Source organism: Comamonas sp. Tr-654 (genome assembly GCF_011752915.1).
GTDB lineage: Bacteria > Pseudomonadota > Gammaproteobacteria > Burkholderiales > Burkholderiaceae_C > Comamonas.
In genome coordinates this window covers 704,452-727,845 of sequence record NZ_VWWQ01000001.1, presented here as the reverse complement: position 1 = coordinate 727,845, position 23,394 = coordinate 704,452, and the positions used below count along the sequence as shown (strand labels likewise).

Sequence of the window (23,394 nt, the reverse complement as noted above, 5' to 3'; positions counted from 1 at the left end):
CAGGCTCGATGCGGGAATTTCAAATTTTCTTCGGACTAGGGGTGTATTTCTGGTGATCTGATGCGTCTTAAAGAGTAGTGAGTTTTATTTTCATTCATTACTCGACGTTCGGAATCCCTCTCCATGCGCTTCACGCAGCCTCATTTTCAGCCCGCTCCTCTTGCTCTGGCCGCAGCCCTGGCCGTCCTCTCTCCGGTGATTGCACAGGCGCAATCCGCTGCTGAGAATGCAAAAAGCATCAGTTTCACGATCACTTCCCAGCCCTTGGGGAGTGCACTTAACGAGCTGGCAGCAGCCTCTGGAACTTCCATTGGGTTTGCTCCCGCGCTGGTTGCCGGCAAGACAGCGCGTCCTGTGCATGGCGCGCTCACGCTCAAGCAGGCAGCGGAGCAGATGCTGGCCGGGACTGGTCTGGTCGCGGTCCCCCAAGGAGGAGGACTGGTCATCAAAGCCATCGCGCCAAACGATGATTCCGCATCGCTGGCCACCGTCACTGTGACTGCTCAGCTCGAGAGGGACGGCGTGACCGAGGGTACGGGCAGTTATACCCAGACCGGTCCCAGCAGGACAGCAACGGGACTGAATCTCTCGCTGCGCGAGACACCTCAGTCCGTGACCGTGATGACGCGTCAGCGCATGGATGACTTCAAGCTGGAGACCCTGACCGATGTGATGGAGCAGACACCCGGCATCGCCGTGTACAGGCAGAACAACGCCACCGACTTTCAAGCGCGCGGGGCGAAGGTCAACCTGCAGACGGACGGCATGGCACAACTGAGCAGCGGCTGGTATTACCTGACCAGCACCATGTTTTCGCTCGACGACATGGCGGAGATTGACCGGATCGAGGTCCTCAAAGGTTCATCCGGTCTGGTTGTGGGCAAGGGTGACTACGGCGCCACAGTCAACATGATCCGCAAACGACCAACCCGCGAATTTCAGGCCAGCGTGCGCGCCAATGCGGGGAGTTGGGATACTTACCGAACACAGGCCGATGTGAGCGGCCCACTGAACGAAGCGGGCACGGTTCGGGGGCGTCTGGTTGCCTCAGCCATGGATGCCGGTGGCTTCCGCGACCATGAAAAGAGCCGTAGCAAGATGCTGTTTGGGGCACTTGAAGCGGACATCACCCCTGGCACGGTCCTCAACCTTGGCATGACCTATCGCGAACGCAGTGCGCAGGGCATTGGCACCACGCAACCGATCCAGCGATACACGCGCACAGGCGGTGAGGTGGCGTGGTTGCCCCGCTCGTTCAACACCGGCGCCCCTTGGGGGGGATATACGCAAAAAGGCCTCAATCTCTTCGGCAGTCTGGAGCAAAAACTGGCGGATAACTGGGCCGCCACGCTCAAGTTCTCACATCAGAACGTATCCATGGACGATATGAAGGCTGGCTACTTCTACGACCAGGACCGCGCCAGCTTTGGTCGATGGCGCAACATGGAGACCGATAACTGGAGCGTCAATCTGGATGTTAAGGGGACATTCGAGCTGTTGGGGCGCTCGCATGAGCTTCTGGCTGGTGCCGGCGTATCGCGCTTTCACAGCAATGTGCAATTGCCGCTGAATGCGTTGAACCTGGTGCCGCTAGGCAATCTCGGCATCAAGATGGCACAGGGAGGCGCTGTGCTGCCTCAGCCCGACTTCAGTGTCTTGAACTACGGCAACAACAAGTTCAGTCAGAAGCAGCGTTATGCCTATGCAGCGGGGCGCTTCCGGCTGGCGGATCCTCTGCAACTGATTACGGGGTTGCGCGTTACGCGGTTCGAAGAGCGTGACATCACCCCCTACTGGTGGAACTATGACATGAAGGAAAACGGCGTGATCACCCCATATGCCGGGTTGGTCTACGAGGTGCAGCCGAACATGTCGCTGTACGCAAGCTATGCCAACATTTTCCAGCCGCAAACGGCTCAGGATGCACGGGGTGCGACACTGGCACCGGAACAGGGCAATACCTATGAGATCGGCGCCAAGGGGGAGTTCTTCGACAAGCGCTTGAACGCCAGCATCGCTCATTTCTGGATGAAGACGGAAAACACTGCAGAGGAAAGCGGCGATCTCACCCCTGCGGGCAATACGGCCTATCGTGCGGTCTCTTCTGCCACGCGGCGTGGCTGGGAGCTGGAGTTGGCGGGCGAGCTTGCGCGCGGCTGGCAGGCACAGGGCAGCCTGGTGCAGCAAAGCAGCTCACTCACCAGCGCAAGTCAATATCCCAAATACCAGTTCAAGCTGGGCACGACCTATCGTTTCGACGCAGGCTTCTTGCGTGGCTTGACTGTGGGAGCTGCCACACGTTGGCAAGGCAAGACTTCTGTGAGCAATAGCGCCGCCACTTTGTCGCAGAGGGGTTATGCGGTGCTGGACCTGATGGCGCGCTATCAAGTCGACAAGCACCTGTCGTTCAGCCTGAACGTGAACAATGCACTGGACAAGAAGTACATGGCCGGGCTCACCAACTTTACGGCGGCAGGCTTGTTCTATACCTGGGGTGCTCCGCGCAGCGTCAATGTAGGGATGCGTTATGACTTTTGAACTCCGGGATTCATAGTCTTTCAGAGGGTGGCCGAGCCAGCTTCGAGGGCAGATTTGAGGCCAAGGTGAAGCCGGGCCTGGCTGCATATCTGGACCGGACTTCGGGTCGGTGCTGTTCTTCATCCGCGTCAACGGAACGCCCAGCCGTTGCCCGCAAGGCGTCACGCGCTGGAGGCAGCGCAAACGGCCACGGATGCTGATCGCCACTATCTGATGCGAGCAGGCAGCAGATAGTGGAAGCAGGGCCTGATCGCCGTAGCCCGCCCAGCCTTTGTATGTGCGCTCGACACGGGGTCTTGGTTGCAGGCCGGCGTCGGGCTGGAAGAGATCCAATAGGCGCCAATAGGTCGAGCGCATTGGATGCAAGCTTGAGGACAAGGATTACCAAGTGCATTTACCTGATGTATTTCATCGAACGGCTCTGTGTCTGTTAAGCAGTAGCGTCCTATGGTGTTCGGCAAAGGCCCAAGCGGAGTATCTCTGGGTGCAGCCCGAAGGGGCGGAGGTCCGAGCCTACGTGGGAGAGCTGCACCGCCCTTTGGAAAAGTTGCCTGCCTTGCTGGAGCCCAAGGCCATGCAGGCTGATGGCAAGGCGCTGCCAGTGCAGGCTGCGATCAACCATATCGTTGTTCCCAAACCCGTCAGCGATCTGCGCTTCACTGCTACCGGGTTCGATGATGGCGTTCTTACCTACTATCAAGCCCGCTACGGTCGCCAGGGCACTCAGGCCCTGAACGACCTGGAACTTGTTCCGATCCACCCTGATGGAAACACCTTTCGATTGATGTTCAAGGGACGGCCCGTCGCCGCCAGTCAGGTGAATGTCGAAACGGGGGAGGGGTGGCGGCGTTCACTGGCTCCGTCAAAGGACGGTACGGTGAGCTTTACGCCGTCCTTCCCTGGCCTGTATGTGCTTGAGGTATCGGCTCGCGTCAATGATGCAGTGGTGACTGTGGGTGGCAAAAAATATCACGATGTGCGCTATACGGCGACGCTCAGCTTTACCGTCCCTCAGCCAGAGGGGCGGTGATTTGTCCAGCGGTGGAGACGTATCTCTATCGAACCTGCCAAGGAGCGTAGGCCAGTCATCGCAAATGCTGAGGCGAAAGACGGCGTCTGCTGTGAAGCGTCTATTGCACCAAGTCAATACATGCAAACAGCGTTCACCCAGAATTGGTGCGACTTCCGTGACGGCCTGCGGGTGTGGCGCAGCACATAGCTGCGGCACTGTGGTACAAAAATGCCCGGCGGTGAGCCGGGCATTTCAGGGGGCAAAATTTACTTGGCTGCCGTCTTCACAAACACCGGATTCGAATAGAACCACAGGTCGCCGTAGTTGCGTGCATTGATCTTGTTGAAGCGCGCCACATGGTCGGTGCCGTCATCGGTCTTCAGATCGGGCAATGGTTCGCCATTCGCTGTCTCTCCGGCCACATCGGTGCCCAGGTTGGTGCCGCGCAGACGGAAATACTGGTCGCCGGTGGCTTTCACCGTGGTAGTTACGGTGTAGTAGCCATCGGAGTCGAGCTTCCAGTCCGCACGGGTAAAGCGCTTGAGCACGCGGGTCGATGAGTTGGTGGCTTCATCGTAGCCCGGGGTGCCCGGGGTCTTGCGACCGGTGACATTGCCCGCAATCAGGTCGATATGGTCCACCACGGGCTTGACGTTGGCATACAGCCCGCTGCCCAGCTGGTATTCGAAATTGTTGCGATCAGGGCTCTTGAAGCGGATGGTGATGCTCAGGTCTTCGCCGCTTTGTGCCGCCACTTCAGAGCCCATCTCGCCCGTGACTTTGGCGCTTTTCACCTTGAAGTCCAGCTCGTTGATCAGATCGCCGTACACGGCAAACAGCTTGCCGGTGCGCAGCGTGGCCAGCAGCGATTGTGGGTCCTTGATATCGCCCCACAGGTAGTTCTTGGCATATTCGCCCGGCGCGTAGCCGCTGCTGTATTTGCCTTGCGACATGGTGAAGTGGTAGTCGGAGTCGGCCACGTTCCAGATGCGGCGCCCTTCGGAAAGCAGCGCATCCCAGGTCCCCCCGAGCTTGGCCACCATATAGTCCACGCCGCCATAGGTGCGTGAAGGCAGGTTGGCTTCGATGTAGTCGCTGGTGTAGCCTCCGCGGTCCGGCTCCATCTGGTTGCCCACCATGCCTTCGAGGGTGAAGACAATATCGGGTGCCAGATCATTCATCTCACGCAGTTGGGCAATCGTGTATTTGCCAGGGTTGCGCGATGGGTGGTTGATCTGCAGATAGCTTGTACTGGGGTAGTTCTGCTTGAGCCAGGCAATGGCGGCCATGGCTTCGGCATGGGTGTTGTAGCCGGTGCCGGCCTTGGGACCCCAGGCCGCCACATCTTCTGCCTTGAATAGTGCCGCGTCGCGGTTGGTGAACAGATACTCGAACTGGCTGGCGGCCTTGAGCGCACCGGCCGACATGGGCTTGTCGGTCAATATGCCGACGTTGCCATGGTCGTGCGAAGGCATATCCCATTCAAAGGACGAGAAGATCACCTTGTCGGCGTACTTGCCCTGGGCCTGGAGTTCCTTGATGCGCGGCACCTGGAATTTGGCCATGGCTTCCGACATCGGAATCTGCGGATTCAGACGGTTGCCGTCATTGTCCCAACTGGTCAGGCGCAGATGATCCGACAACGTAGCCCAGTCCAGACCAAAGCGGTCAAAAGCGGAGGCCAGCACTTTGTCCAAGGTGTTTACCTGCTGCGCATCGTCGGACTGCATGGTGTGCACATGCAGGTCACCCGTGGTCCAGCGGCCTTGTACGACCGGTGGCTGGGGTGTGGTGGGGGGGGGATCAGAATCGTCGGAACCTCCGCATGCCACCAGCACGGCAGTGCTGAGGAAGAGTGTGGCAGCGGCATAGGCAACGCGCTTGGGGGCGAAGCCGGGGGATGCAGTTTTCATGACAGCGAATACAAGGAGGCAAGGCTTTGCAGCCTATCCACATGGCGTGTGGATTGGTGAAAACCCGCAGTCTCTGCCTGTGTCGTGACAACGCAATGACAGGGGAGGATCGGAATGCTTCATCCGATCATCGATAGCTTTCGACTCATTGCAGACGTTCGTTAAGTCGACGGATCTGGTGTCAGGTCATTTCTCGGCTGATAAGAGCTTCAGCCCAACAATGCCAGCCAGGATCAGTGAAAAGCAGACAATCCGTCCAAGGCTTCGATCTTCATCCAACATCAGCACGCCGTAGATGGCCGTGCCAACGGCCCCAATGCCAACCCACACAGCGTATGCCGTGCCAACAGGAATGGTTCTGGTTGCCAGGGAGAGCAGATACATGCTCATCACAATGAATGCGGCGCAAAAAGCGCTGGGCCCAAGCTTCGTAAATCCATCTGTCCTTGGCATAGCTGCCGCATAGAAGATTTCACATAAACCAGCCAAAACCAGATAGATCCAACCCAACATGCGCTCCTAAAGCACACAACTCTACACAACAAGTTCTGGCTGGCTTTATGCGAATGTCCTGAATCACCGGATAAACAGATCCGAATCCCTAAATCAGCTTTGGCGCCGCCTGTTCACTGAAAACACCACCGGGTTAACCTTCAGCAAGGGAAAAAAATTCGTTCAGCAACCACGTCCAGGAGTTGATCCTCAACATCGGGTTCAGGAATTGGGCCCACTGCTTGCCCAGCGATAACGATGGCAGATCGTCCCCCAAAAGCCTGCCTCCGGCCGAGAGCCACCAGTGATCCAAGGTGGCTCCCGGCCTGGGCTGGAGCAGTCAAGCTGTGTCAGCGATGAAGTACCAGATTGAAGCCTTCTCGCAACGATGGCTCAACAAAGTGCTTTGTGATCTCCTCAAACTGCTCGTCCGTTGTCTGGAACGGGTGATCGCCCGATAAATTCCTGAGACGCAAACGCTGTTTGCATTCTTCGTCCGGCACATCGAGGAAGTGCAAGCAATGCGACGCTCCCGCTTTTTCAAAAATGCTGCGGCCCCATGCTCTTGCATTGAGGGTGTTGGAAGGGAAGTCCAGCACCACGGAGGTTCCTGACTGCAGAAGAGCAACGATGTGCGACTCCATTGCTGCTCTCAATCGGCCCGAGAGCCTTATGTAGTCTGAGATGGAGCGAAGTTCATCGGGATAAAGCCGTGCCAGCAAGACATCCTCGCTGAGGATCACCGTCTGCGGACGGGATGCGAGCTGTTTGGCAAGCGTGGATTTTCCAGCAGCAATCTTTCCGCAGACGAGGTGCAGCGAGCCCGTCCTGGACTGCTTGGCAGACGCGTTTTCGGCAGGTGTGACGTCCATTCTTTCCATCTCCTTGACAGTGCCCCGGAGACGGAAAACCCACCTCCAGGGTGGGTTGCATGGCTATATGGTCGCGAGCTATCCCACCTTCAATCTGAAGATGCCAATAATTCGCTGGGTAACGCAGTAAGCCATTCATGGATGCTAGCAGATTGGACATGCGTTGCTCTTGCAGCAGCTGCTCTTGATCAACTTGAGCGCCTGGCATGCGGGCTGCCGCAAGCATTCGCTGCTCAACGCGAAAATGATCTAGCAGCTGACAAGCTTCGGTGGTGGTCAGGCCATGACGTTGATGCAGGGCCTCGTTGTGAAACAGGCAAGGAGGCAGGGGCACTGACAAGGCGGGCTCGCAGAGAGCAATTTGATTAGACGCTAGAATGAGAATAGTTCTCAATATCGAATAATGCCGCGTCATCGCGGTCTACCGTCTGTGACCGCATCTTCCTCTGCTCCTGCTGATCCCGTTCACGCGCTGTACGTTGAACATCATGGCTGGCTACAGCATTGGCTGCGGCGCAAGCTGGGCAATGCCTTCGAGGCATCAGACATTGCTCACGACACCTTTGTCAACGTCATCGTCTCCGGGATGGCGACGCGCATCGAGCAGCCACGGCCCTTCCTGGTCACAGTGGCCAAGAACCTGGTCATTCGTCACTACCGCCGTCGTGTGCTGGAGCAAGCCTATCTGGACGCTGTGGCGCTATTGGCGGAAGATCTGGTGCCGCCGCCAGAGGAGCGCTTGATCGCTCTTGAGTCGCTGCAGGCAGTCGATCAAGTATTGGATGCTCTGGCTCCAAAGGCGCGCGAAGCATTCTTGCTGGCTCATCTGGAAGGCTTGACTTACGCTGCCATTGCAGAGCGGCTCGGTGTCTCCATGACTTCGGTAAAACGCTATCTGATGCAGGCGCATCGTCAATGCTTTCTCCTGGCGCTTTCCTGATCCCTTGAGCACCGCTTCTGTTTCGTCATGACCAATCGCTCTACCTGCCGCCTGGCGGCCCCTGCACCGGGCACTGGTGTGCAACTGCGTGCCGGTGGTGCCCCCTTGGATGCTGCCGTTGCCGAAGCTGCCGCAGACTGGTTTACGCGTCTGCACGGCTGCACTGCTACGGCAGCAGAGAAAAAGAGCTGGCGTCAGTGGCATGACGCACATCCAGACCATGCCCGTGCATGGCTGCACTTGCAGTCCATTACCGGTGCATTGCAGGGTTTGAATGCGGACGGTGTGGGCTATCGAACCTTGCACACTGAGCCCACGTCCGCGTCACGCCGCCGTTTACTGGGTTTGTTCGTTGGCGTGGGCGCGGCTGCAGGCACGGGCTGGATGGTTACGCGCACGCCGCAATGGAGACAACTGGCGGCGGACTACCGCAGCGGTACTGGCGAACGCCAGCGTCACACATTGCCCGATGGCACCGAGCTGCTGCTGGGTACGCGCAGTGCGGTAGCACTGAACTTCGCACGCCCTGAGCGCCGCGTGCGTTTGCTCCAGGGCGAAGCCCTGTTTACCACAGGCCACCCACCTGGCGAGTTGGGCGAGTTGCCTTTTGTGGTTGAAACCGCCGAAGGACTTGTACGTGCCATAGGTACGCGTTTTACAGTACGGCAGAACAGCGGCATGACGCAGGTGGCGGTGTTCGAGGGCGCCGTGGAGATTCATCCCGTCGATGCTTCCCCGGGCAGCCCACCTTTGCGACTGGATGCAGGGCAGGTCGTCGTTTTTGAACGCACGCACGCGCATGATCCGGGCGCCGCCGGTGAGCGCGAGCTGGCCTGGAGCCAAGGGCAGTTGTGGGTGGACAACCAGCGCCTCGATGATTTTCTGGTCGAGCTGGGACGCTACCGCAGTGGCTGGCTACGCGTAGACCCTGCGGTGGCCGGGCTGCGCTTTTCGGGCGTCTTCCCTCTGGGGGCAGAAGGAGGCGTCGCCAATACCGATGCGGTTCTGGCAATGCTCCCGAGTTCATTGCCAGTGCAGGTGCGCTGGCGCTCACAGTGGTGGGTGAGAGTGGAGGCAGCCCAGGCCAGCGGTCAGTGAGCTAACGGTGGTATTGCTTCTTACCTATCTTGCCGCCTAGGACTTCGGTCGATTGAGTGCCTGGCTGGGCTGACCTGTTTCTTGACTTCTTCTGTTCCAGAGCCTAATCCAGAAGCGGCGTGCCGCGATAGCTTTCCAAGCGTCCGAAAAATATTTACTCGGGAGGTGACCCGATTTGAACTCTCAGGCTTCTTTATTTCCGAAAGCTTTCATTCATTGCCATCGGATTTCAAAGACTGTCCAACGTCATGCCCTTTCAAACTTTCCAGCGGCCTGCGCGCCGCCCCTTCGCTCCATCCATACTGGCTCATTCCGTGCACTGGGCTATGTGTGCAGGCGTCATCGCCACATTGCCGCTGGCCGTGACTACCGCTCATGCCCAAACCTCGCAGCAGCAAAGCTACGACGTCCCCGCCGGGCCGTTGGATGCGGCTTTGCGCAGCGCAGCCGGTCAAGCAGGCGTGGCACTGATCTTTACGCCGGAACAGACGGCAGGCCGAAGCAGCAGTGGGCTGCGCGGCAGCTACACCGTGGAGGGGGCTTTTGGAGCGCTGCTCAAAGGCACTGACTGGCAAGCCGTGCGCCAGAGCAATGGTGGCTGGGCGTTGCGCCGTGTGCCGCAGATAAGCCAGACCGCTGCCGGAGTAACTGCGGGGGAAACCGAGATGGCGGCGGTCACGGTGACTGCAGCTGCCGAGCGCCCGGTTGTGGCAGAGGGCGCATACACGCCTACAGGAGCTGTAGCCACGGCGACCCGCATGGGCATGACTCTGCGTGAAACGCCGCAATCTGTGAGTGTCGTTACGCGCCAGCTGATGGACGATATGGCGTTGACGGCCATGCCTGACGTGCTGGAGAAAACCCCTGGCATCACCGTGGGTCGCAACGACAGCGAGCGCTACACCTTTTATTCGCGTGGCTTCACCATCGAGAACTTCCAGTTCGACGGTGTGCCCAACACCATGGACTCGGCCAACCAGTACACCACCTCGCTGGCCGACAGCGCCATTTACGAGCGCGTCGAGGTTGTCAAAGGCGCCACCGGCCTGTTGACCGGGGCGGGCAACCCATCGGCTGTGGTCAATCTGGTGCGCAAAAAGCCAACGAAGGAGCTCGCCGCATCGGTGGAGGTGGGCGCAGGTTCATGGAACCGTTACCGCTCTACCGCCGATGTTTCCGGCCCGCTGAATGCGGCCGGGACGGTGCGCGGCCGTGTGGTGGTGGCCGGGCAGAACGCCGAATCCAATGTGGACTACTACAGCCGGGACACCCGCAACTTCTACGCCATCGTCGAGGCAGACCTCACGCCCAACACGCTGCTGAGCCTGGGCTTTGACTACATGCAGTCCAAGGCCGATGGCTCAACCTTCGGCCACTTGCCGTTGTTCTACAGCGATGGCACGCGCACCGATTTCAGCCGCTCGGTCAATCCGGCCGCGCGCTGGTCCTACTGGGACAACGACAGTCGTAACCTGTTTGGCAGTCTGAAGCATGATTTTGGTGGCGGCTGGGTGCTGGATGCATCGGCCAGCCACCTCACACAGTCGCGTGACGTGGTCTACGGTGCGGCCTATAACGGCACCGTGAATCGGGTGACGGGGGCGGGTATCCGCATGATCGCGGGCACCATTCCCACGCAGACTGACGTCAACACCTTCAACGCTGCATTGAACGGCAAGTTCCAGCTGCTGGGCCGTAGCCATGATGTGATGCTGGGCGCGGGCTATTCGCGTCAGCACCGGGCGGCCCAGTTATCGAACACGGTCTGGACGAACATCCCCAATTACTTTGCCTGGGATGGCAACATCGCTCAGCCCACGTTTACGCGCAGCTCGGATCGCGACATCGTGGTGCTGGAAAAGGGTTTGTCGGCAGCCACCCGCCTGCGGCCCACGGATGACCTGTCGGTGATTCTGGGTGCCCGCGCCAGCTGGTACGACATGCTGGACACCAACACGGCGCTGGCTACGGGCAAGACCAGCCTGAACAACGACCTGCAGGTGAACCGCAAGATCACGCCCTATGCAGGTCTGGTCTATGACCTGAACCCGCAGTGGTCCGTGTACGGCAGCGTGACCAATATCTTCAACCCGCAGACCTATTACAAGGACGCAAGCGGCAATCCCTTGTCGCCGCTGACCGGGTTGAGCAAGGAGGTGGGCGTGAAGGGCGAGCTGCTGGATGGCAAGCTCAACACCAGTGTGGCGCTGTTCCACATCAAGCAAAAGAATGCGGCGCAGTACCAGGGCGTGAACGGGGCCAGTGGTGAAGAGATCTACACCGCCATCGATGGCATCACCAGCCAGGGTCTGGAGGCCGAGCTGTCCGGCAGCCTCGCGCCGGGCTGGAACCTGTTCGGGGGATATGCCTACCGAACGTCCAAGGCGCCGGCACAGCCTGATGTGGTCACGCCAGCGGTGAATACCAATCAGCCCCGCCATCTGCTCAAGCTGGGCAGCACCTACCGCCTGCGCGGTGACTGGTCGCGCTGGACCGTGGGTGGCAATGTCACCTGGCAAACCGAAACCTATTACCAGCAACCCAGCGCACCTTACTGGCGTGCCACCCAGCCTTCATACGCCGTGGTGGGGCTGATGGCTCGTTATGAGATGGACAAGCACTGGTCAATGTCGATCAACGTGAACAATCTGTTCGACAAGACCTATATGCCGGGTCTGGGCTCTTACGGCACTGGCGTCTATGGCGATCCGCGCAATGTGCTGGTGACAGCGCGCTACCGGTTCTGAGGGCCGGGCGCGTAGCGCATCGACGATGCTGAACGCCGGCTGGCTGTTTGGCATCGTCATTTATCTTCGGCGTGTCCGTCGCTGCCATGCAGGCAAGGCCGCAAATGCTCGTGTATGGCCGAAAGCAACAACTGCACAGGAACCGCAGGAGACGTCCACCCTTGCCGCAGCCGGTGCTATCGCCGCTCAGGTCCCCTCGGGCAGGTTCCGTTGACCTTTAAACTGTCTGCATGAATCGACGAAGTTTGGTCTTATCGGCCTTGGTTGCAGGGTTTGCTCAAATCGCAGTGGCGGGTCAGCCATTTCAGGAAATGACTGAGTGGTCCCGGTTTTTCACGGAAGCCGATGCTCAAGGCAGCATGGTTGTACTCGATGCGCGAGCTCCATCCGAAACGGCTCTGGTCTACAACGTCTCGCGCGCCCATCGCCGGTACTCGCCGGCCTCTACCTTCAAGATCCCGCACAGCCTGTTCGCGCTTGATGCGGGGCTGTTGCGCGACGAGTTTCAGGTCATCCCCTGGGATGGCATGAAGCGTCCCACGCCCGCATGGAACATGGACCAGAATCTGCGCTCGGCGATGAGGAATTCCACCGTCTGGGTGTATGAGCGCTTTGCCAAGGAACTCGGCGATGTGCGCGAGACCGAGTACATGCGAAAGATTGGGTATGGCAATGCCACTGCCACGGGCGACCAGCCATTCTGGGTTGAGGGCGACCTTGCCATCTCATCCTTCGAGCAGATTGCTTTCCTGAAGCGGCTGTACCGCAATCAACTGCCTTTTCAGGTCGAACACCAACGACTTGTGAAGGATGTGATGATCAATGAAGCCGGCTCTGACTGGATACTGCGTGCAAAAACGGGGTGGACCGGCCAAATCGGATGGTGGGTGGGCTGGGTGGAGTGGCCCAGCGGCCCCGTCTTCTTTGCGTTGAACATGGATACTCCGAACAGGCTCGGTGACCTTGCCAAACGCCAGAGCATTGTCCGCAAGGTTCTGCGCTCCATCAACGCGTTGCCAACTGCGTCCTAGATGCCGGCCAAGGCTTGCAAATTGCCGTCAGGCTTGGCGCACCTGCGGTGCCTGCGATTACTGCCACGCTCTCAGGTTTCACGGAACCACTGGCGCGAACATGGAAGACCGACTTGCAAGCTCTGATCTCCCCATCCTGTTGAGGCGGCCTTCAAACCCGAGATGAGTCTCTGCGGCCAGGATTGAGCGGCAGCTCGCCTTGCTGCAAGCTATACCGCTTTTTCAATCACAACCACATCGTTGAATGCCAGGCTTCGTCCCTCAGCACTTTGCACTTGCATGCGGGCAATGGCTTGACCGCTGGCTGCCTCCACAAGCCTTGAATGATGTTCATTGTGGTGAAAGAGGTTGTCCTCGCCCCACTGGCGCAGCCCGACGACGATAGGAAACAGGGTCTGCCCTTTCACCGTGAGCATGTACTGCTGATAAGCCGTTCCGTCGGCTGCGGGTTGTGCCTCCAGGATTCCTGCCTCCACCAATGCCTTGAGTCTGCCGGCCAGGATATTGCGCGCCACTCCCAAATTTTTCTGGAAGTCGCTAAACCGGCTGATGCCGTCAAAGGCGTCTCGCACTATCAACAATGACCAGCGGTCACCAATCACATCAAGTGCCCGCGCCACCGGGCAAGTCGCGGTATCCATGCGTTTGCGTTCTGCCATCAGACCTGCTCCATCAAGTTCTCGTCTTTTCTGGTTGCATTTTAAAACCAACTTCATTATGCTCAATCTGGTTTTATATTGAAACCAAATTTGGCAATGTCTCAGAATTCTTCCCATGTTGCAGCGGTCATGCCACGAAAGCTCGTGGCTCTTTTTTCCTGTACCAGCGGTGCAAGCGTCGCCAATGTTTACTTTGCGCAGCCGTTGCTCGACCGATTGGCGGCGGACTTTGGTGTCTCGCTAGGCGCGATTGGTGGTGTGGTTACTGCCACGCAGGCCGGCTCAGTGCTTGCCTTGCTATTCCTCGTACCTTTGGGGGACCAGCTTGATCGCCGCCGGCTCGCACGATGGCAACTGGTAAGCCTGGTTCTTGCTCTTGTCTGGCTGGCGATGGTTCAGAGCGCCGTCGGCCTGATGGCGGGCATGCTGGTCGTGGGACTGCTCGGCACTGCAATGACACAGGGGATGATTGCCTACGCTGCAAGTGTTGCAGAGCCTCAGGAGCGAGGGCGGGTGGTGGGGGCCGCTCAGGCGGGTGTGGTCGTGGGGCTGTTGCTCGCCAGGGTCTGGTCCGGGGTGATTGCGGATCTGAGTAGTTGGCGTGGCGTGTATGCCGGCTCGGCGGTGCTCATGTGCATGCTTGCTGGGCTGATCTGGCGAAACTTGCCGCCTCAAATGGCGCCTGTTCAGCGTCTGTCGTATTTCGAACTTGTCGGCTCGATGCTCGCACTGCTGCGGACGAACCGGGTACTTCAGGTTCGAGGCATGCTGGCGCTGCTGATGTTCGCCGTGTTCAGCATCTTCTGGAGCGCGCTGGCTTTGCCACTGAGTGCCCCACCGTTGTCGCTGTCGCATTCGGCGATTGGCGCATTTGGGCTGATCGGCGCAGCAGGGGCCCTCATTGCCAGCCGAGCCGGCCGATGGGCCGATCGGGGCTGGAGCCACAGAGTCAGCGCGGCGGCCCTGGGCTTGCTATTGCTTGCGTGGATACCACTGAGTTTTCTGGAGGTATCGCTGTGGTGGCTGGCCGTCGGCATCCTGCTGCTCGACCTGGGCTGCCAGGCATTGCATGTCACCAACCAGGCCATGATTTTTGAAAGTTCGACACAGGCACATAGCCGGCTGGTCGCTTGCTACATGCTGTTCTACGCAATGGGCAGTGGGGCCGGTGCCCTGGCTTCCACCGCGGTCTATGCGCGGGGTGGCTGGATTGGCGTCTGCATATTGGGCGCCTGCGTGAGTGTGCTCGCATTCATGGTCTGGGCAGCGAGCGTGCAACAAAGCGGCGCTCGCAATGTCTGCGCTCAATCATGAAGATGCCTGCGCATTCCTGGGCCGGCTTCACTACCGCGTGTTGTACGGCAAAAACAAAAAAGCCCGCTATGAAGCGGGCTGTCTTGTTTGCAAGCTCTGGTTTCGCTTGCGATATTTGGTAGGCGCGATTGGACTCGAACCAACGACCCCCACCATGTCAAGGTGGTGCTCTAACCAGCTGAGCTACGCGCCTGTCGTCGATGGGATGAATTCTAGCAGCGGAAAAATGGTGGTTTGGGCAAAGTCGCGACTTTTTTGCGTTCGAGCCCCATTTTTCTCATTCTGCTACCCGCTCAAGGCTTGGCTGGGGACTGCTGATTCGCTACTAAACTTTGATGTGTTTTCCATCCAATGAATCGGCAACCCCATGACAAAAGCACAAGCAGGCATTCTGGCGTCTCTTCCTGAGCAGGGACGCTATGTTTTTTTTACCCTGGCCGGTGCAGGTACGGATTTGCAGGGCAGCCTGAAGAAATTGCAGGCAAATGTTGACGGTCAGCAGGTGGTGGTGGGTCTGGGCCTGCAGGTGCTGCAGCAACTGGACAGGAAGCTGCCGCTGATGCGCGAGTTCCCCCCGCTGAAGGGCCCTGAGTTTGCAGCGCCCAGCACACCTTACGCGCTGTGCCTGTGGCTGCGTGGCGACCAGCGCGGTGAGCTGATCGCTTTGACGGCCAGGCTGGCGACCTTGTTGGCGGCGGCCTTCAAGCTTGATCATGTGGTGGATGCCTTCGTGCACCAGCGCTCGGATAACGGCCACGGCCGCGACCTGACGGGCTATGAAGACGGCACCGAGAACCCCGAGGAGGATGAAGCCGTGGCTGCCGGCATTGCTGCAGAGCAGGGGGCTGGGCTGGATGGCTGCAGCTACTGGGCCTTGCAGCAGTGGGAGCACGACTACTCAGCCTTTGAAAGCATGAGCACCACTCAGCAGGACCATGCCGTGGGTCGCCGTCGCAGCGACAACGAGGAGCTGGACGATGCTCCGGAGTCGGCCCATGTCAAGCGCACGGCGCAGGAGAGCTTTGAGCCTGAAGCCTTTGTGGTGCGCCGCTCCATGCCCTGGTGGAGCGTCAGTCCGCAGGGTAGCGATCGCAGTGGATTGATGTTCTCTGCCTTTGGTTGCAGCTTTGACGCGTTCGAGGCCCAGATGCGCCGCATGCTGGGCATGGATGACGGTATCAGCGACGGGCTGTTTCGTTTCTCCAGTCCGCTGACGGGCTGCTATTTCTGGTGCCCGCCTGTGTCTGGTGGCAAGCTGGATCTGACAGCGCTGGGTCTGCAGGCCTGAGTCAGGACGCGAGGGTAAAGAAAAACGGGCCAGATGGCCCGTTTTTTTGTGTATCACCCATAAGGGGGTGGAGGAGGGGGCACCTAGTTGGCCTTGCCTGCGCTGGCTGATGACTGGGTCGCAAACGTGATCTGCGACAGTCCTGCGTGGCGGGCCGCCTCCATGACGGTCACCACCGACTGGTGTGGGGAGTTGGCATCGGCGCTGATGATGACCACGCTATCACGGCCTGCCGTTGCTGCGCCGGAAAGAGCGGCGGCGACCGAGGAGACGCTACGGTCATCCACGCCCTGCTTGTTGACGGAATAACGCCCGTCGGCAGAGACGCCGACGATGATTTCCTTGGGCCGGTCGCGTTGCTGATCGGCGTCTGCCACGGGCAAGGTCAGTTGCAGCTCGGTGAACTTGCTGTAAGTGGTGGAGAGCATCAAAAAGATCAGCACCACCAGCAGTACGTCGATAAAGGCGATCAGATTGATCTCGGGCTCATCGCGGTGACGAGGACGGAAGTTCATGATGGATGCGTTCCGCTTCTTACTTGGCAGGCTTGAGGCGGCCCAGATGGCGTACGAACTGCTCGGATGCCAGTTCCATGCCCAGCAGATAGCCGTCCACCCGCGCGCGGAAGTAGCGCCAGAAGATCAGTGAGGGAATGGCCACCATCAGACCGAACGCCGTGTTGTAGAGCGCAATCGAGATGCCGTGAGCGAGCTGGGCGGGGTTGCCGGCGCCGGAGCTGGCACCGGGCTGGGAGCCGAAAATCTCGATCATGCCGATCACCGTGCCCAGCAGGCCCAGCAGCGGCGCAGCCGAGGCGATGGTAGCCAGGGCGCTCAAATACTTTTCCAGCTTGTGGGCTGCGGCGCGTCCTGCACCTTCCATGGCCGAGCGAAGCTCTTCCTCGCTGCTTTCGGGATGTGCCTGGCGGGTGCGCAGACCGGCGGCCAGCACCTCACCCAATACCGAGCTTTGCGCCAGTTGCTGGGTGGTTTCTGCACTGGGCAGGTTTTTGTTGGAGACCGAAATCGCTTCGTTGAGCAAATTGGCTGGCGCAACCTTGCTGGCTTTCAGCGAGGCAAAGCGCTCAAAAATCAGGGCCAGAGCCAGAATCGAGCAGGCAATCAAAGGCCAGATAGGCCATCCTGCGGCTTGTATGATCGACAGCAACGTTGCTCTCCCTCGTCGTTCTGAAATTGCAGCAGACGATTATCACCCACTGTCGTGCTGTTGCGAGCCGTTTTTGCGGACTCACACGTTGACTTGAGTCAGCGTAGCAAGATCGTCAGGTGAGGCTTGAACGATTGGAGCCTGTTCAGGCAGCAGGACACGCGGTGCTTGCGTTTCTTTGCGAATGCTTTCGCGTATATCACAGAAATCTGTGGATAACTTTGTGATCTAGTCGTCGTGCCGGCAAGCCGTTGGCGTTGCAGTGAAGGCTTGTTACGAGTTTGACAGCTGTGTGAATGGCAATAAATTGTTTTAAATCAATAAGATGGGTTTTGTTCTTAAGGTGATTTTTAGAGTCGTCCCAGATTTGTCGCCGACAAGGCTGGACGCCGACATCTGTGGAGAATCCGGCCCGCGTAAGACCTCGCTGACACCGCATGAATTCAATGTTTGAACGATCAAACCCAGCAGCCACGCAGCATGTATGGGAAGTTGGCGCGCTATGCCACGCCATTGGTGATGCCTTGCAGGCGCGCTTCAATCCGGTTGCGGTGCGTGGCGAACTCAGTGGCTTTTCGCGCGCCGCCAGCGGGCATTGCTATTTCAACCTCAAGGATGCGAGCGGGCAGATTCGCTGCGCCATGTTCCGCCGTGCGGCCGAGCAGGTCGGTTTCTCGCCACGTGATGGCGAGCTGGTCGAAGTCAGGGGGCGTCTAGGCGTCTACGAGCAGCGCGGTGATTTGCAACTGGTGGTGGAGAGCATGCAGCGAGCCGGGCAGGGGGCTCTGTTCGAGCAGTTTTTGCGCCTCAAGGCCCAGCTGGAGTCAGAGGGGCTGTTCGACCCTGCGCGCAAGAGGCCGCTGCCCCCCCTGCCGCGCGGCATCGGCTTGGTCACGTCCCTGGGCGCAGCCGCCTTGCACGATGTGGTGACGGCGCTGCGCCGTCGCGTGCCGCATATTCCGGTGGTGATCGTGCCTGCTCTGGTGCAAGGCGCACAGGCGCCACAGTCGCTGGTGCAGGCATTGTCAAAACTGTATCGGCTGGCGCAAGACGGGCAAGGCCCAAGCGGCAATTTGACTGCCGACTTCGCACGGCCGCCGGTGATTGATACCATCTTGCTGGTGCGCGGTGGCGGCTCGCTGGAAGACCTCTGGGCCTTCAACGATGAACAGCTGGCGCGCACCATTGTGCAAAGCCCGGTGCCGCTGATCAGTGGTGTGGGCCACGAGACTGATTTCACCATTGCCGATTTCTGCGCCGATCTGCGCGCGCCCACGCCCACGGCAGCGGCCGAGCTGGTGACCCAGCCGCGCGAGGCCTGGCTGGGGGCGTTGGGCCTGATGGGGGACCGTCTGGACAACGCCGTGCAACGGGTGATGGATCGCCAGGCCCAGCGCCTGGATATGGCGGCCCAGCGCCTGGGCCGGCCCAGCGAGCAGCTGACACGCAATCAGCTGCAGCTCAGCCGACAAGCGCAGCGTCTGCGTCATGCGATGCTACTCAAATTGCAGCATATATCGCAGAACCATCAAGCGCTTCAGGATAATTTGCCTAATATTCTTCGGCGCAGCCTGGAGCAGCAAAGGCACAAGCTCAATCACATCGATCTGCGCTTGCAGTTGCTGGACCCTCGCCTGGTGCTGCAGCGCGGCTATGCCTTGCTGACGGATGAGCGGGGCAGGCCTGTGACCCAGGTCGGACAGGCCGTGCCGGGAGCAGCGCTGAAGGCCCAGTTGTCGGATGGGGCGGTGGATGTGGTGGTCACTCAGCCGCGTCTGCTTTGAGGCTGGTCAGCCACAAGCTGGCTACAAAACACCTGCACGCGTACCGGGTTCTTCATCAGAACTCTTTTGCAATCGGGGCAGGCAATGTTGCAGGGTCCAGCGTTCATGCGCTGTAAGCCGTTAGCACATGCTTTTGCCTGCGTGCGCAATAGTCCTGATGAATGGCGCGCAGCCTCTCAGTTCTTTCTACAATGGTCCGGTTAGTGCAATACTTGACGTCTGCAGTACAGCAATGTGCTTGCCGCCCTGGCCGGCACAACGGTCACCGCTCAGGCGCCATGGCACTGGACGGCTCCCAAAAATTTCAACCACGAGGAAAACCATCATGGAACGCACCCTGCCCCCCCTGCCATACGCTATTGATGCACTGGCTCCGTTCGGTTACAGCCAGGAAACGCTGGAATTCCATCACGGCAAGCACCATAACGCCTATGTGGTGAACCTGAACAACCTGCAAAAGGGTACCGAGTTCGAAAACATGGATCTGGAAGAAGTCGTCAAGAAGTCTTCCGGCGGCATCTACAACAACGCTGCCCAGATCTGGAACCACACCTTCTTCTGGAACTGCATGACTCCCAACGGCGGTGCAGAACCTACAGGCGCTCTGGCCGATGCCATCAACAAGAAGTGGGGCTCCTACGCCGAGTTCAAGAAGGCTTTCGTGGCTTCCGCTGCTGGCAATTTCGGTTCCGGCTGGACCTGGCTGGTGAAGAAGGCCGACGGTTCCGTGGACATCGTCAACATGGGCGCTGCCGGCACCCCCTTGACCACCGCCGACAAGGCGCTGCTGACCGTGGACGTGTGGGAACACGCTTACTACATCGACTACCGCAACCTGCGTCCCAAGTTTGTCGAGACCTTCCTGGAAAAGCTGGTGAACTGGAAGTTCGCTGAAGCCAACTTCGCTTGATGCCGCACAGCTGCGGTCGCTGACTGCAGGCCATCTGCAATGATCAATGGGCCCACGATAGCAATATCGTGGGCCCATTATTTTTTGCGTTGGTATGCCGGGGGCGGCGATGAGGGGGGCCGGACGGGTCCCGGCCATGCCTCGCCGCCAATGCCCGCCGGCAGATCCCATCTGCACTGCCTGGCTTCATTCAAGCTCGTCAAGTGGGCCGTTCAGGAACTCCTCTCTGTCGGCGTCGATGGAATCGGCTGCCGCTTGCAGGTAGGCGCCGAAGTTGGGCGCAATCCACTGGATCTGGTCGGGGTCGTGTACGTAGGCGATGATCTGGCCACGCTGGCCTTCAGGACCGGGGTGTTGATCGACCAGCAGCACGATATCTCCGTAAAAGCTGGCAAATGGCTGCCAGCCGGCCTGCCACCAGCGCCCGCTAAGGCGCGGGTCCTGCGACGCAGGACCGGCCAGATCCCACATGCGTTGCGCCCGCTTTTCCATGCCAGCTGCCTGGGCTGTGGCCTGCGCTGGCGTGAGAAGGTCCAGCGCATCCACAAAGCCCGGCCGCTGGAACAAGGGCTGGGTGCGGTCGGAACTGCTGCCCGCCGTCAGACGCCAGAGGGCGGCGAGGTCGGGATCCAGCGGCCCTAGCTCTGCCGCCAGAGCGGTCAGTTCCTGTTCGCTGGCAGGAGGCATCGGATCGAAGGGCAACTGGAATGCGGCATACACGGCCCGCAAATGCGCAAGATACTGATCAGGTCTCATGGTAATGGGAGCGCCTTCATCGGAGGTGGACGGATTGGAGCAAGGGGTGTTGGGATTCGGAGATTGGAGGGTGGAAATTCCAGCGCAAGTAATGTTTGCAGGAAGCTGCGACCGATCAGGACTTGGAATACTTCGAGATGGAAGGTCTTCAAGAGAGTACGCCAGTCTTTGGGGATTGCTGTGCCGAAAGGGCCGGTGCGGGTGATTCCGATTGTTATTGGCGAGGCTTTGCAGCCATTTTTGGTGGCAGCAGTTGCGCATTGATCGGCTTTTCGTGAGCCGGTCGCTTTGACGCGGGACGTGACAGGCTGCTCCCGTTGCTGAAATCAGGAGGGCCGGGCGTGCACGCAGGCTCGTCACTGCGTGCAAGAGCGCCCGGCTTGCAATCATTAAATGAGGCGCGGCGTCATTGGTAGAAACTGGACGGCGGCGTCTTGAAGTGGCGCCTGAACATGGCAGCAAACGCGCTCGGGCTGGAGTAGCCGCAGTCCAGGGCCACATCGATGAGCTTGTCGCCCTCGGCGATTCGGCGCAAGGCATGCAGCAAGCGCGCCTGTTCGCGCCACTGCGCGAAAGTCATACCGGTTTCCTTGGCAAAAAGCCGGTGCAATGTTCGCTCGGCCACGCCTATGGATTGCGCCCAGTCGGCGGCACTGGATGTATCCGAGGGGCGTTTGGACAAGGCATCGCATATCGAGCGTATCCGCGTGTCGACCGGCATGGGCAGGTGCAGCGGTATGGTGCTGGAGACTCGAAGTTCGCAGACCAGCAAGTCCAACAGCAAGGCTTCGCGGCCTTCGACTTGCGCGGTTGGCGCAATTCTGACGGCTTCGACCAGCAGTTCGCGCAATAACGGCGATACGTTGATGACGCAACTTTCGGCGGGCAGATTCGCAATCTTTGTCTCGTCGATGTACGCGGTGCGCATCAGCACATCACCGGACATGGTCACATTGTGTCGCAGCCCAGCGAGCATCCACAGAGCACGGTTGGGCGGAACCACCCAGGAGCCGATGTCCGAGTGCACCACCATCACACCATCGGTGGCGTAGAGCAACTGCCCCCTCGGGTGTGAGTGCCATCCGGTAGAGCTTCCCGTCGGCCAGGCGTTCTCCATGACAACCAAAGGGCGCGGCAGGTTGTCGAAGTGCTTGTGCTTGTCTGATGGATGGGCGTGCATGGCAGAAACTCTACAGAAGTTGGCAGATCAGCGTGCGACTGCCGTGCAGCTTCTCGGTACGCTCCAGTGCTGGCTGTGACCTTGATCATCCTCAAGGCCTAGATGCCCGAATCCATTTTGTCCATTGGGCCTGTCGAACTTCTCGTTCGCAGGCTTCTGCTCTACAAGCCTTTCCATGTCTGCGAAATCTACAACGCTCGACGCGCCGACCGTGTCATCTTCTGGATCAGTGGCGGAGCAAAAGCCACACGGCTTTTTGCTGCCCATTGTCGGAGGTGCGGCCTTTGCCCACCTGCTCAACGACCTGATCCAGGCCATGCTGCCGTCGATCTATCCTCTGCTCAAGTCGAATTTCTCGCTCAGCTTCGGGCAGATCGGCATCATTGCCCTTGTTTATCAGGTCACAGCCTCCCTGCTGCAACCCTGGATCGGGATGTACACCGACAAGCATCCCAAGCCCTACCTGCTGCCTTCTGGCATGGTGATGACCTTGATTGGCATTGCACTGATCGCCACGGCAAATTCCTTTCCCATGCTGCTGATTGCCTCGGCCGTCATCGGCGTGGGCTCTGCCACTTTCCACCCCGAAGCATCGCGCATAGCGCGTCTGGCGTCGGGTGGCCGCTTCGGCACGGCGCAGTCCACCTTCCAGGTCGGTGGCAATACCGGAAGCGCCATCGGACCGCTTCTCACGGCCGCCATCGTCATACCGCTCGGTCAGGGCGGAGTAGCCTGGTTCATGCTCGTGGCGCTGGTCGCCATCTTTGTGCTGTATCGCCTTACGGTGTGGGTGCAGCACCATGGCCAGGCCAAGGCCAAGAGTCTGGCCAGAAGCCATGGAGCCGGCCTCAGCCGGGCCCATGTGATCCAAGCCGTGATCGTCATCTGTATTCTGATGTTTGCGAAATTTGTCTACATCGCATCGTTCACGAATTACTTCACCTTCTACTTGATCGAGCGCTTCGACCTCAGCGTGCAGCAAAGCCAGATGTTTCTTTTCATGTTCCTTGCTGCCGTCGCCGCTGGCACGTTCGCCGGCGGCCCGGTGGGTGATCGCATAGGGCGTAAGGCCGTCATCTGGATTTCCTTTCTCGGCGTTGCTCCGTTCGCCCTCGCGCTTCCCTACGCAAACCTGTTCTGGACGGCTGTACTGGCCATCACCGTGGGCCTGGTGATGTCATCGGCATTCGCTGCACTCGTTGTCTACGCGCAGGAGGCTGTTCCCGGCCGCGTGGGACTGGTATCTGGCCTGATGTTTGGTCTGATGTTCGGCATTGGCGGCATCGGCGCCGCCGGCCTTGGCGAACTGGCAGATATAAAGGGCATCGTCTGGGTTTACGGGGTCACATCGTTCCTGCCTTTGCTGGGGCTGGCCACTGCCTTTCTCCCCAGCACGCACCACAAGGCGTGATCTTCAGGCCTGTGACGATCGCTTCCGGGCCATGCCCTGCAAAGGCGGGTGGCTTCAAGATGCCCGCAATGCAAGTTCGTTGATGGACTTCTGCTTCGCGCAGGCAGAGTCAAGGTCTGCTGGGGGGCGATCCGGCCAGAAGCCGTCGGTCACAAACGTCAGCCTTTGTGCACAGGAGCGGCGGTACCATCGAGCCGAAAGCCGTCACAACCTTCCCGGCGAACCAGCCAATCAAGTCCAGGGCCAGCCTGCTTGGGCATTGGTCTGGTTGCTGTTAGCCAC

Annotated in this window: 19 protein-coding genes and 1 tRNA gene; 11 read left to right on the top strand and 9 right to left on the bottom strand. The window is 59.4% G+C overall.

Annotation, left to right across the window (positions count from 1 at the left end; translation table 11 throughout):
- Positions 1–123: 123 nt before the first annotated feature.
- Positions 124–2,538 (top strand): TonB-dependent receptor, encoded by a 2,415-nt coding sequence (locus F3J24_RS03195; protein ID WP_167002655.1) that lies wholly within the window; start codon positions 124–126, stop codon positions 2,536–2,538.
- A 538-nt stretch (positions 2,539–3,076) separates the two neighbouring features.
- Positions 3,077–3,568, top strand: a complete 492-nt coding sequence (locus tag F3J24_RS03190) for a DUF4198 domain-containing protein (protein WP_240154224.1) — start codon at positions 3,077–3,079, stop codon at positions 3,566–3,568.
- A 248-nt stretch (positions 3,569–3,816) separates the two neighbouring features.
- On the opposite strand, the gene F3J24_RS03185 is transcribed toward F3J24_RS03190, so the two are convergent.
- From F3J24_RS03185 to F3J24_RS03175, 3 genes are all read right to left on the bottom strand, one after another.
- Complete coding sequence (locus F3J24_RS03185; RefSeq protein ID WP_167002651.1) at positions 3,817–5,463, bottom strand: S-layer protein; 1,647 nt, start codon at positions 5,461–5,463, stop codon at positions 3,817–3,819.
- Between the two features lie 186 nt (positions 5,464–5,649).
- Positions 5,650–5,973 carry a multidrug efflux SMR transporter gene (locus F3J24_RS03180; RefSeq protein ID WP_167002649.1) on the bottom strand — a complete coding sequence of 108 codons (324 nt, stop codon included), beginning with the start codon at positions 5,971–5,973 and terminating at the stop codon, positions 5,650–5,652.
- 332 nt (positions 5,974–6,305) lie between these two features.
- The gene (locus F3J24_RS03175) at positions 6,306–6,827 is read right to left on the bottom strand and encodes an ATP-binding protein (RefSeq protein ID WP_167002647.1); all 522 of its coding nucleotides are present in this window, start codon (positions 6,825–6,827) and stop codon (positions 6,306–6,308) included.
- A 403-nt stretch (positions 6,828–7,230) separates the two neighbouring features.
- On the opposite strand from F3J24_RS03175, the gene F3J24_RS03170 reads away from it, so the two are divergent.
- The 4 genes from F3J24_RS03170 (at position 7,231) to blaOXA (ending at position 12,643) form a co-directional block, all read left to right on the top strand.
- Positions 7,231–7,767: a sigma-70 family RNA polymerase sigma factor gene (locus F3J24_RS03170; protein ID WP_167002645.1), complete on the top strand. Its 537-nt coding sequence runs from the start codon at positions 7,231–7,233 to the stop codon at positions 7,765–7,767.
- Positions 7,768–7,794: 27 nt separating this feature from the next.
- Positions 7,795–8,865, top strand: coding sequence for a FecR domain-containing protein (locus F3J24_RS03165; RefSeq protein ID WP_167002643.1), 1,071 nt, complete (start codon positions 7,795–7,797; stop codon positions 8,863–8,865).
- Between the two features lie 248 nt (positions 8,866–9,113).
- Positions 9,114–11,612, top strand: coding sequence for a TonB-dependent receptor (locus F3J24_RS03160; protein ID WP_205244581.1), 2,499 nt, complete (start codon positions 9,114–9,116; stop codon positions 11,610–11,612).
- 230 nt (positions 11,613–11,842) lie between these two features.
- The gene (gene blaOXA, locus F3J24_RS03155; protein WP_167002642.1) at positions 11,843–12,643 is read left to right on the top strand and encodes a class D beta-lactamase; all 801 of its coding nucleotides are present in this window, start codon (positions 11,843–11,845) and stop codon (positions 12,641–12,643) included.
- A 209-nt stretch (positions 12,644–12,852) separates the two neighbouring features.
- Here blaOXA and F3J24_RS03150 read toward each other — a convergent pair whose 3' ends face one another.
- On the bottom strand, positions 12,853–13,302 hold the full coding sequence (locus F3J24_RS03150; RefSeq protein ID WP_167002640.1) for a helix-turn-helix domain-containing protein: 450 nt from the start codon (positions 13,300–13,302) through the stop codon (positions 12,853–12,855).
- A gap of 96 nt (positions 13,303–13,398) precedes the next feature.
- On the opposite strand from F3J24_RS03150, the gene F3J24_RS03145 reads away from it, so the two are divergent.
- Positions 13,399–14,616 (top strand): MFS transporter, encoded by a 1,218-nt coding sequence (locus F3J24_RS03145; RefSeq protein ID WP_167002638.1) that lies wholly within the window; start codon positions 13,399–13,401, stop codon positions 14,614–14,616.
- A gap of 116 nt (positions 14,617–14,732) precedes the next feature.
- Here the strand turns inward: F3J24_RS03145 and F3J24_RS03140 are convergent.
- A tRNA-Val gene (locus F3J24_RS03140) sits at positions 14,733–14,809 on the bottom strand.
- Positions 14,810–14,983: 174 nt separating this feature from the next.
- On the opposite strand from F3J24_RS03140, the gene F3J24_RS03135 reads away from it, so the two are divergent.
- Positions 14,984–15,904 (top strand): Dyp-type peroxidase, encoded by a 921-nt coding sequence (locus F3J24_RS03135; protein ID WP_167002636.1) that lies wholly within the window; start codon positions 14,984–14,986, stop codon positions 15,902–15,904.
- 83 nt (positions 15,905–15,987) lie between these two features.
- Here the strand turns inward: F3J24_RS03135 and F3J24_RS03130 are convergent, their stop codons facing one another.
- Both F3J24_RS03130 and F3J24_RS03125 read right to left on the bottom strand, forming a co-directional pair.
- Positions 15,988–16,419, bottom strand: a complete 432-nt coding sequence (locus F3J24_RS03130; RefSeq protein WP_167002634.1) for a biopolymer transporter ExbD — start codon at positions 16,417–16,419, stop codon at positions 15,988–15,990.
- A 19-nt stretch (positions 16,420–16,438) separates the two neighbouring features.
- Positions 16,439–17,071: a MotA/TolQ/ExbB proton channel family protein gene (locus F3J24_RS03125; RefSeq protein ID WP_167002632.1), complete on the bottom strand. Its 633-nt coding sequence runs from the start codon at positions 17,069–17,071 to the stop codon at positions 16,439–16,441.
- A gap of 446 nt (positions 17,072–17,517) precedes the next feature.
- On the opposite strand from F3J24_RS03125, the gene xseA reads away from it, so the two are divergent.
- Both xseA and F3J24_RS03115 read left to right on the top strand, forming a co-directional pair.
- Positions 17,518–18,855, top strand: a complete 1,338-nt coding sequence (xseA, locus tag F3J24_RS03120; RefSeq protein WP_167002630.1) for an exodeoxyribonuclease VII large subunit — start codon at positions 17,518–17,520, stop codon at positions 18,853–18,855.
- 325 nt (positions 18,856–19,180) lie between these two features.
- The gene (locus F3J24_RS03115) at positions 19,181–19,765 is read left to right on the top strand and encodes a superoxide dismutase (protein ID WP_043007846.1); all 585 of its coding nucleotides are present in this window, start codon (positions 19,181–19,183) and stop codon (positions 19,763–19,765) included.
- A gap of 186 nt (positions 19,766–19,951) precedes the next feature.
- Here the strand turns inward: F3J24_RS03115 and F3J24_RS03110 are convergent, their stop codons facing one another.
- Together F3J24_RS03110 and F3J24_RS03105 are read right to left on the bottom strand one after the other, a co-directional pair.
- Entirely contained in the window at positions 19,952–20,521 is a 570-nt protein-coding gene (locus F3J24_RS03110; protein ID WP_167002628.1) for an SMI1/KNR4 family protein, read from the bottom strand.
- Positions 20,522–20,927: 406 nt separating this feature from the next.
- Complete coding sequence (locus F3J24_RS03105) at positions 20,928–21,701, bottom strand: helix-turn-helix transcriptional regulator (protein WP_167002626.1); 774 nt, start codon at positions 21,699–21,701, stop codon at positions 20,928–20,930.
- A gap of 175 nt (positions 21,702–21,876) precedes the next feature.
- On the opposite strand from F3J24_RS03105, the gene F3J24_RS03100 reads away from it, so the two are divergent.
- Entirely contained in the window at positions 21,877–23,112 is a 1,236-nt protein-coding gene (locus tag F3J24_RS03100; protein WP_167002624.1) for an MFS transporter, read from the top strand.
- The last annotated feature ends 282 nt before the right edge of the window (positions 23,113–23,394 follow it).

Excerpts from the sequence above, each read along its gene's own strand:
- F3J24_RS03195 (WP_167002655.1), top strand. The coding sequence starts at position 124 with ATGCGCTTCACGCAGCCTCATTTTCAGCCCGCTCCTCTTGCTCTGGCC.
- F3J24_RS03185 (WP_167002651.1), bottom strand. The coding sequence starts at position 5,463 with ATGAAAACTGCATCCCCCGGCTTCGCCCCCAAGCGCGTTGCCTATGCC.
- F3J24_RS03175 (WP_167002647.1), bottom strand. The coding sequence starts at position 6,827 with ATGGACGTCACACCTGCCGAAAACGCGTCTGCCAAGCAGTCCAGGACG.
- F3J24_RS03170 (WP_167002645.1), top strand. The coding sequence starts at position 7,231 with ATGCCGCGTCATCGCGGTCTACCGTCTGTGACCGCATCTTCCTCTGCT.
- F3J24_RS03165 (WP_167002643.1), top strand. The coding sequence starts at position 7,795 with ATGACCAATCGCTCTACCTGCCGCCTGGCGGCCCCTGCACCGGGCACT.
- F3J24_RS03160 (WP_205244581.1), top strand. The coding sequence starts at position 9,114 with ATGCCCTTTCAAACTTTCCAGCGGCCTGCGCGCCGCCCCTTCGCTCCA.
- blaOXA (WP_167002642.1), top strand. The coding sequence starts at position 11,843 with ATGAATCGACGAAGTTTGGTCTTATCGGCCTTGGTTGCAGGGTTTGCT.
- F3J24_RS03150 (WP_167002640.1), bottom strand. The coding sequence starts at position 13,302 with ATGGCAGAACGCAAACGCATGGATACCGCGACTTGCCCGGTGGCGCGG.
- F3J24_RS03145 (WP_167002638.1), top strand. The coding sequence starts at position 13,399 with ATGTCTCAGAATTCTTCCCATGTTGCAGCGGTCATGCCACGAAAGCTC.
- F3J24_RS03135 (WP_167002636.1), top strand. The coding sequence starts at position 14,984 with ATGACAAAAGCACAAGCAGGCATTCTGGCGTCTCTTCCTGAGCAGGGA.
- F3J24_RS03130 (WP_167002634.1), bottom strand. The coding sequence starts at position 16,419 with ATGAACTTCCGTCCTCGTCACCGCGATGAGCCCGAGATCAATCTGATC.
- xseA (WP_167002630.1), top strand. The coding sequence starts at position 17,518 with ATGTTTGAACGATCAAACCCAGCAGCCACGCAGCATGTATGGGAAGTT.
- F3J24_RS03115 (WP_043007846.1), top strand. The coding sequence starts at position 19,181 with ATGGAACGCACCCTGCCCCCCCTGCCATACGCTATTGATGCACTGGCT.
- F3J24_RS03110 (WP_167002628.1), bottom strand. The coding sequence starts at position 20,521 with ATGAGACCTGATCAGTATCTTGCGCATTTGCGGGCCGTGTATGCCGCA.
- F3J24_RS03105 (WP_167002626.1), bottom strand. The coding sequence starts at position 21,701 with ATGCACGCCCATCCATCAGACAAGCACAAGCACTTCGACAACCTGCCG.
- F3J24_RS03100 (WP_167002624.1), top strand. The coding sequence starts at position 21,877 with ATGTCTGCGAAATCTACAACGCTCGACGCGCCGACCGTGTCATCTTCT.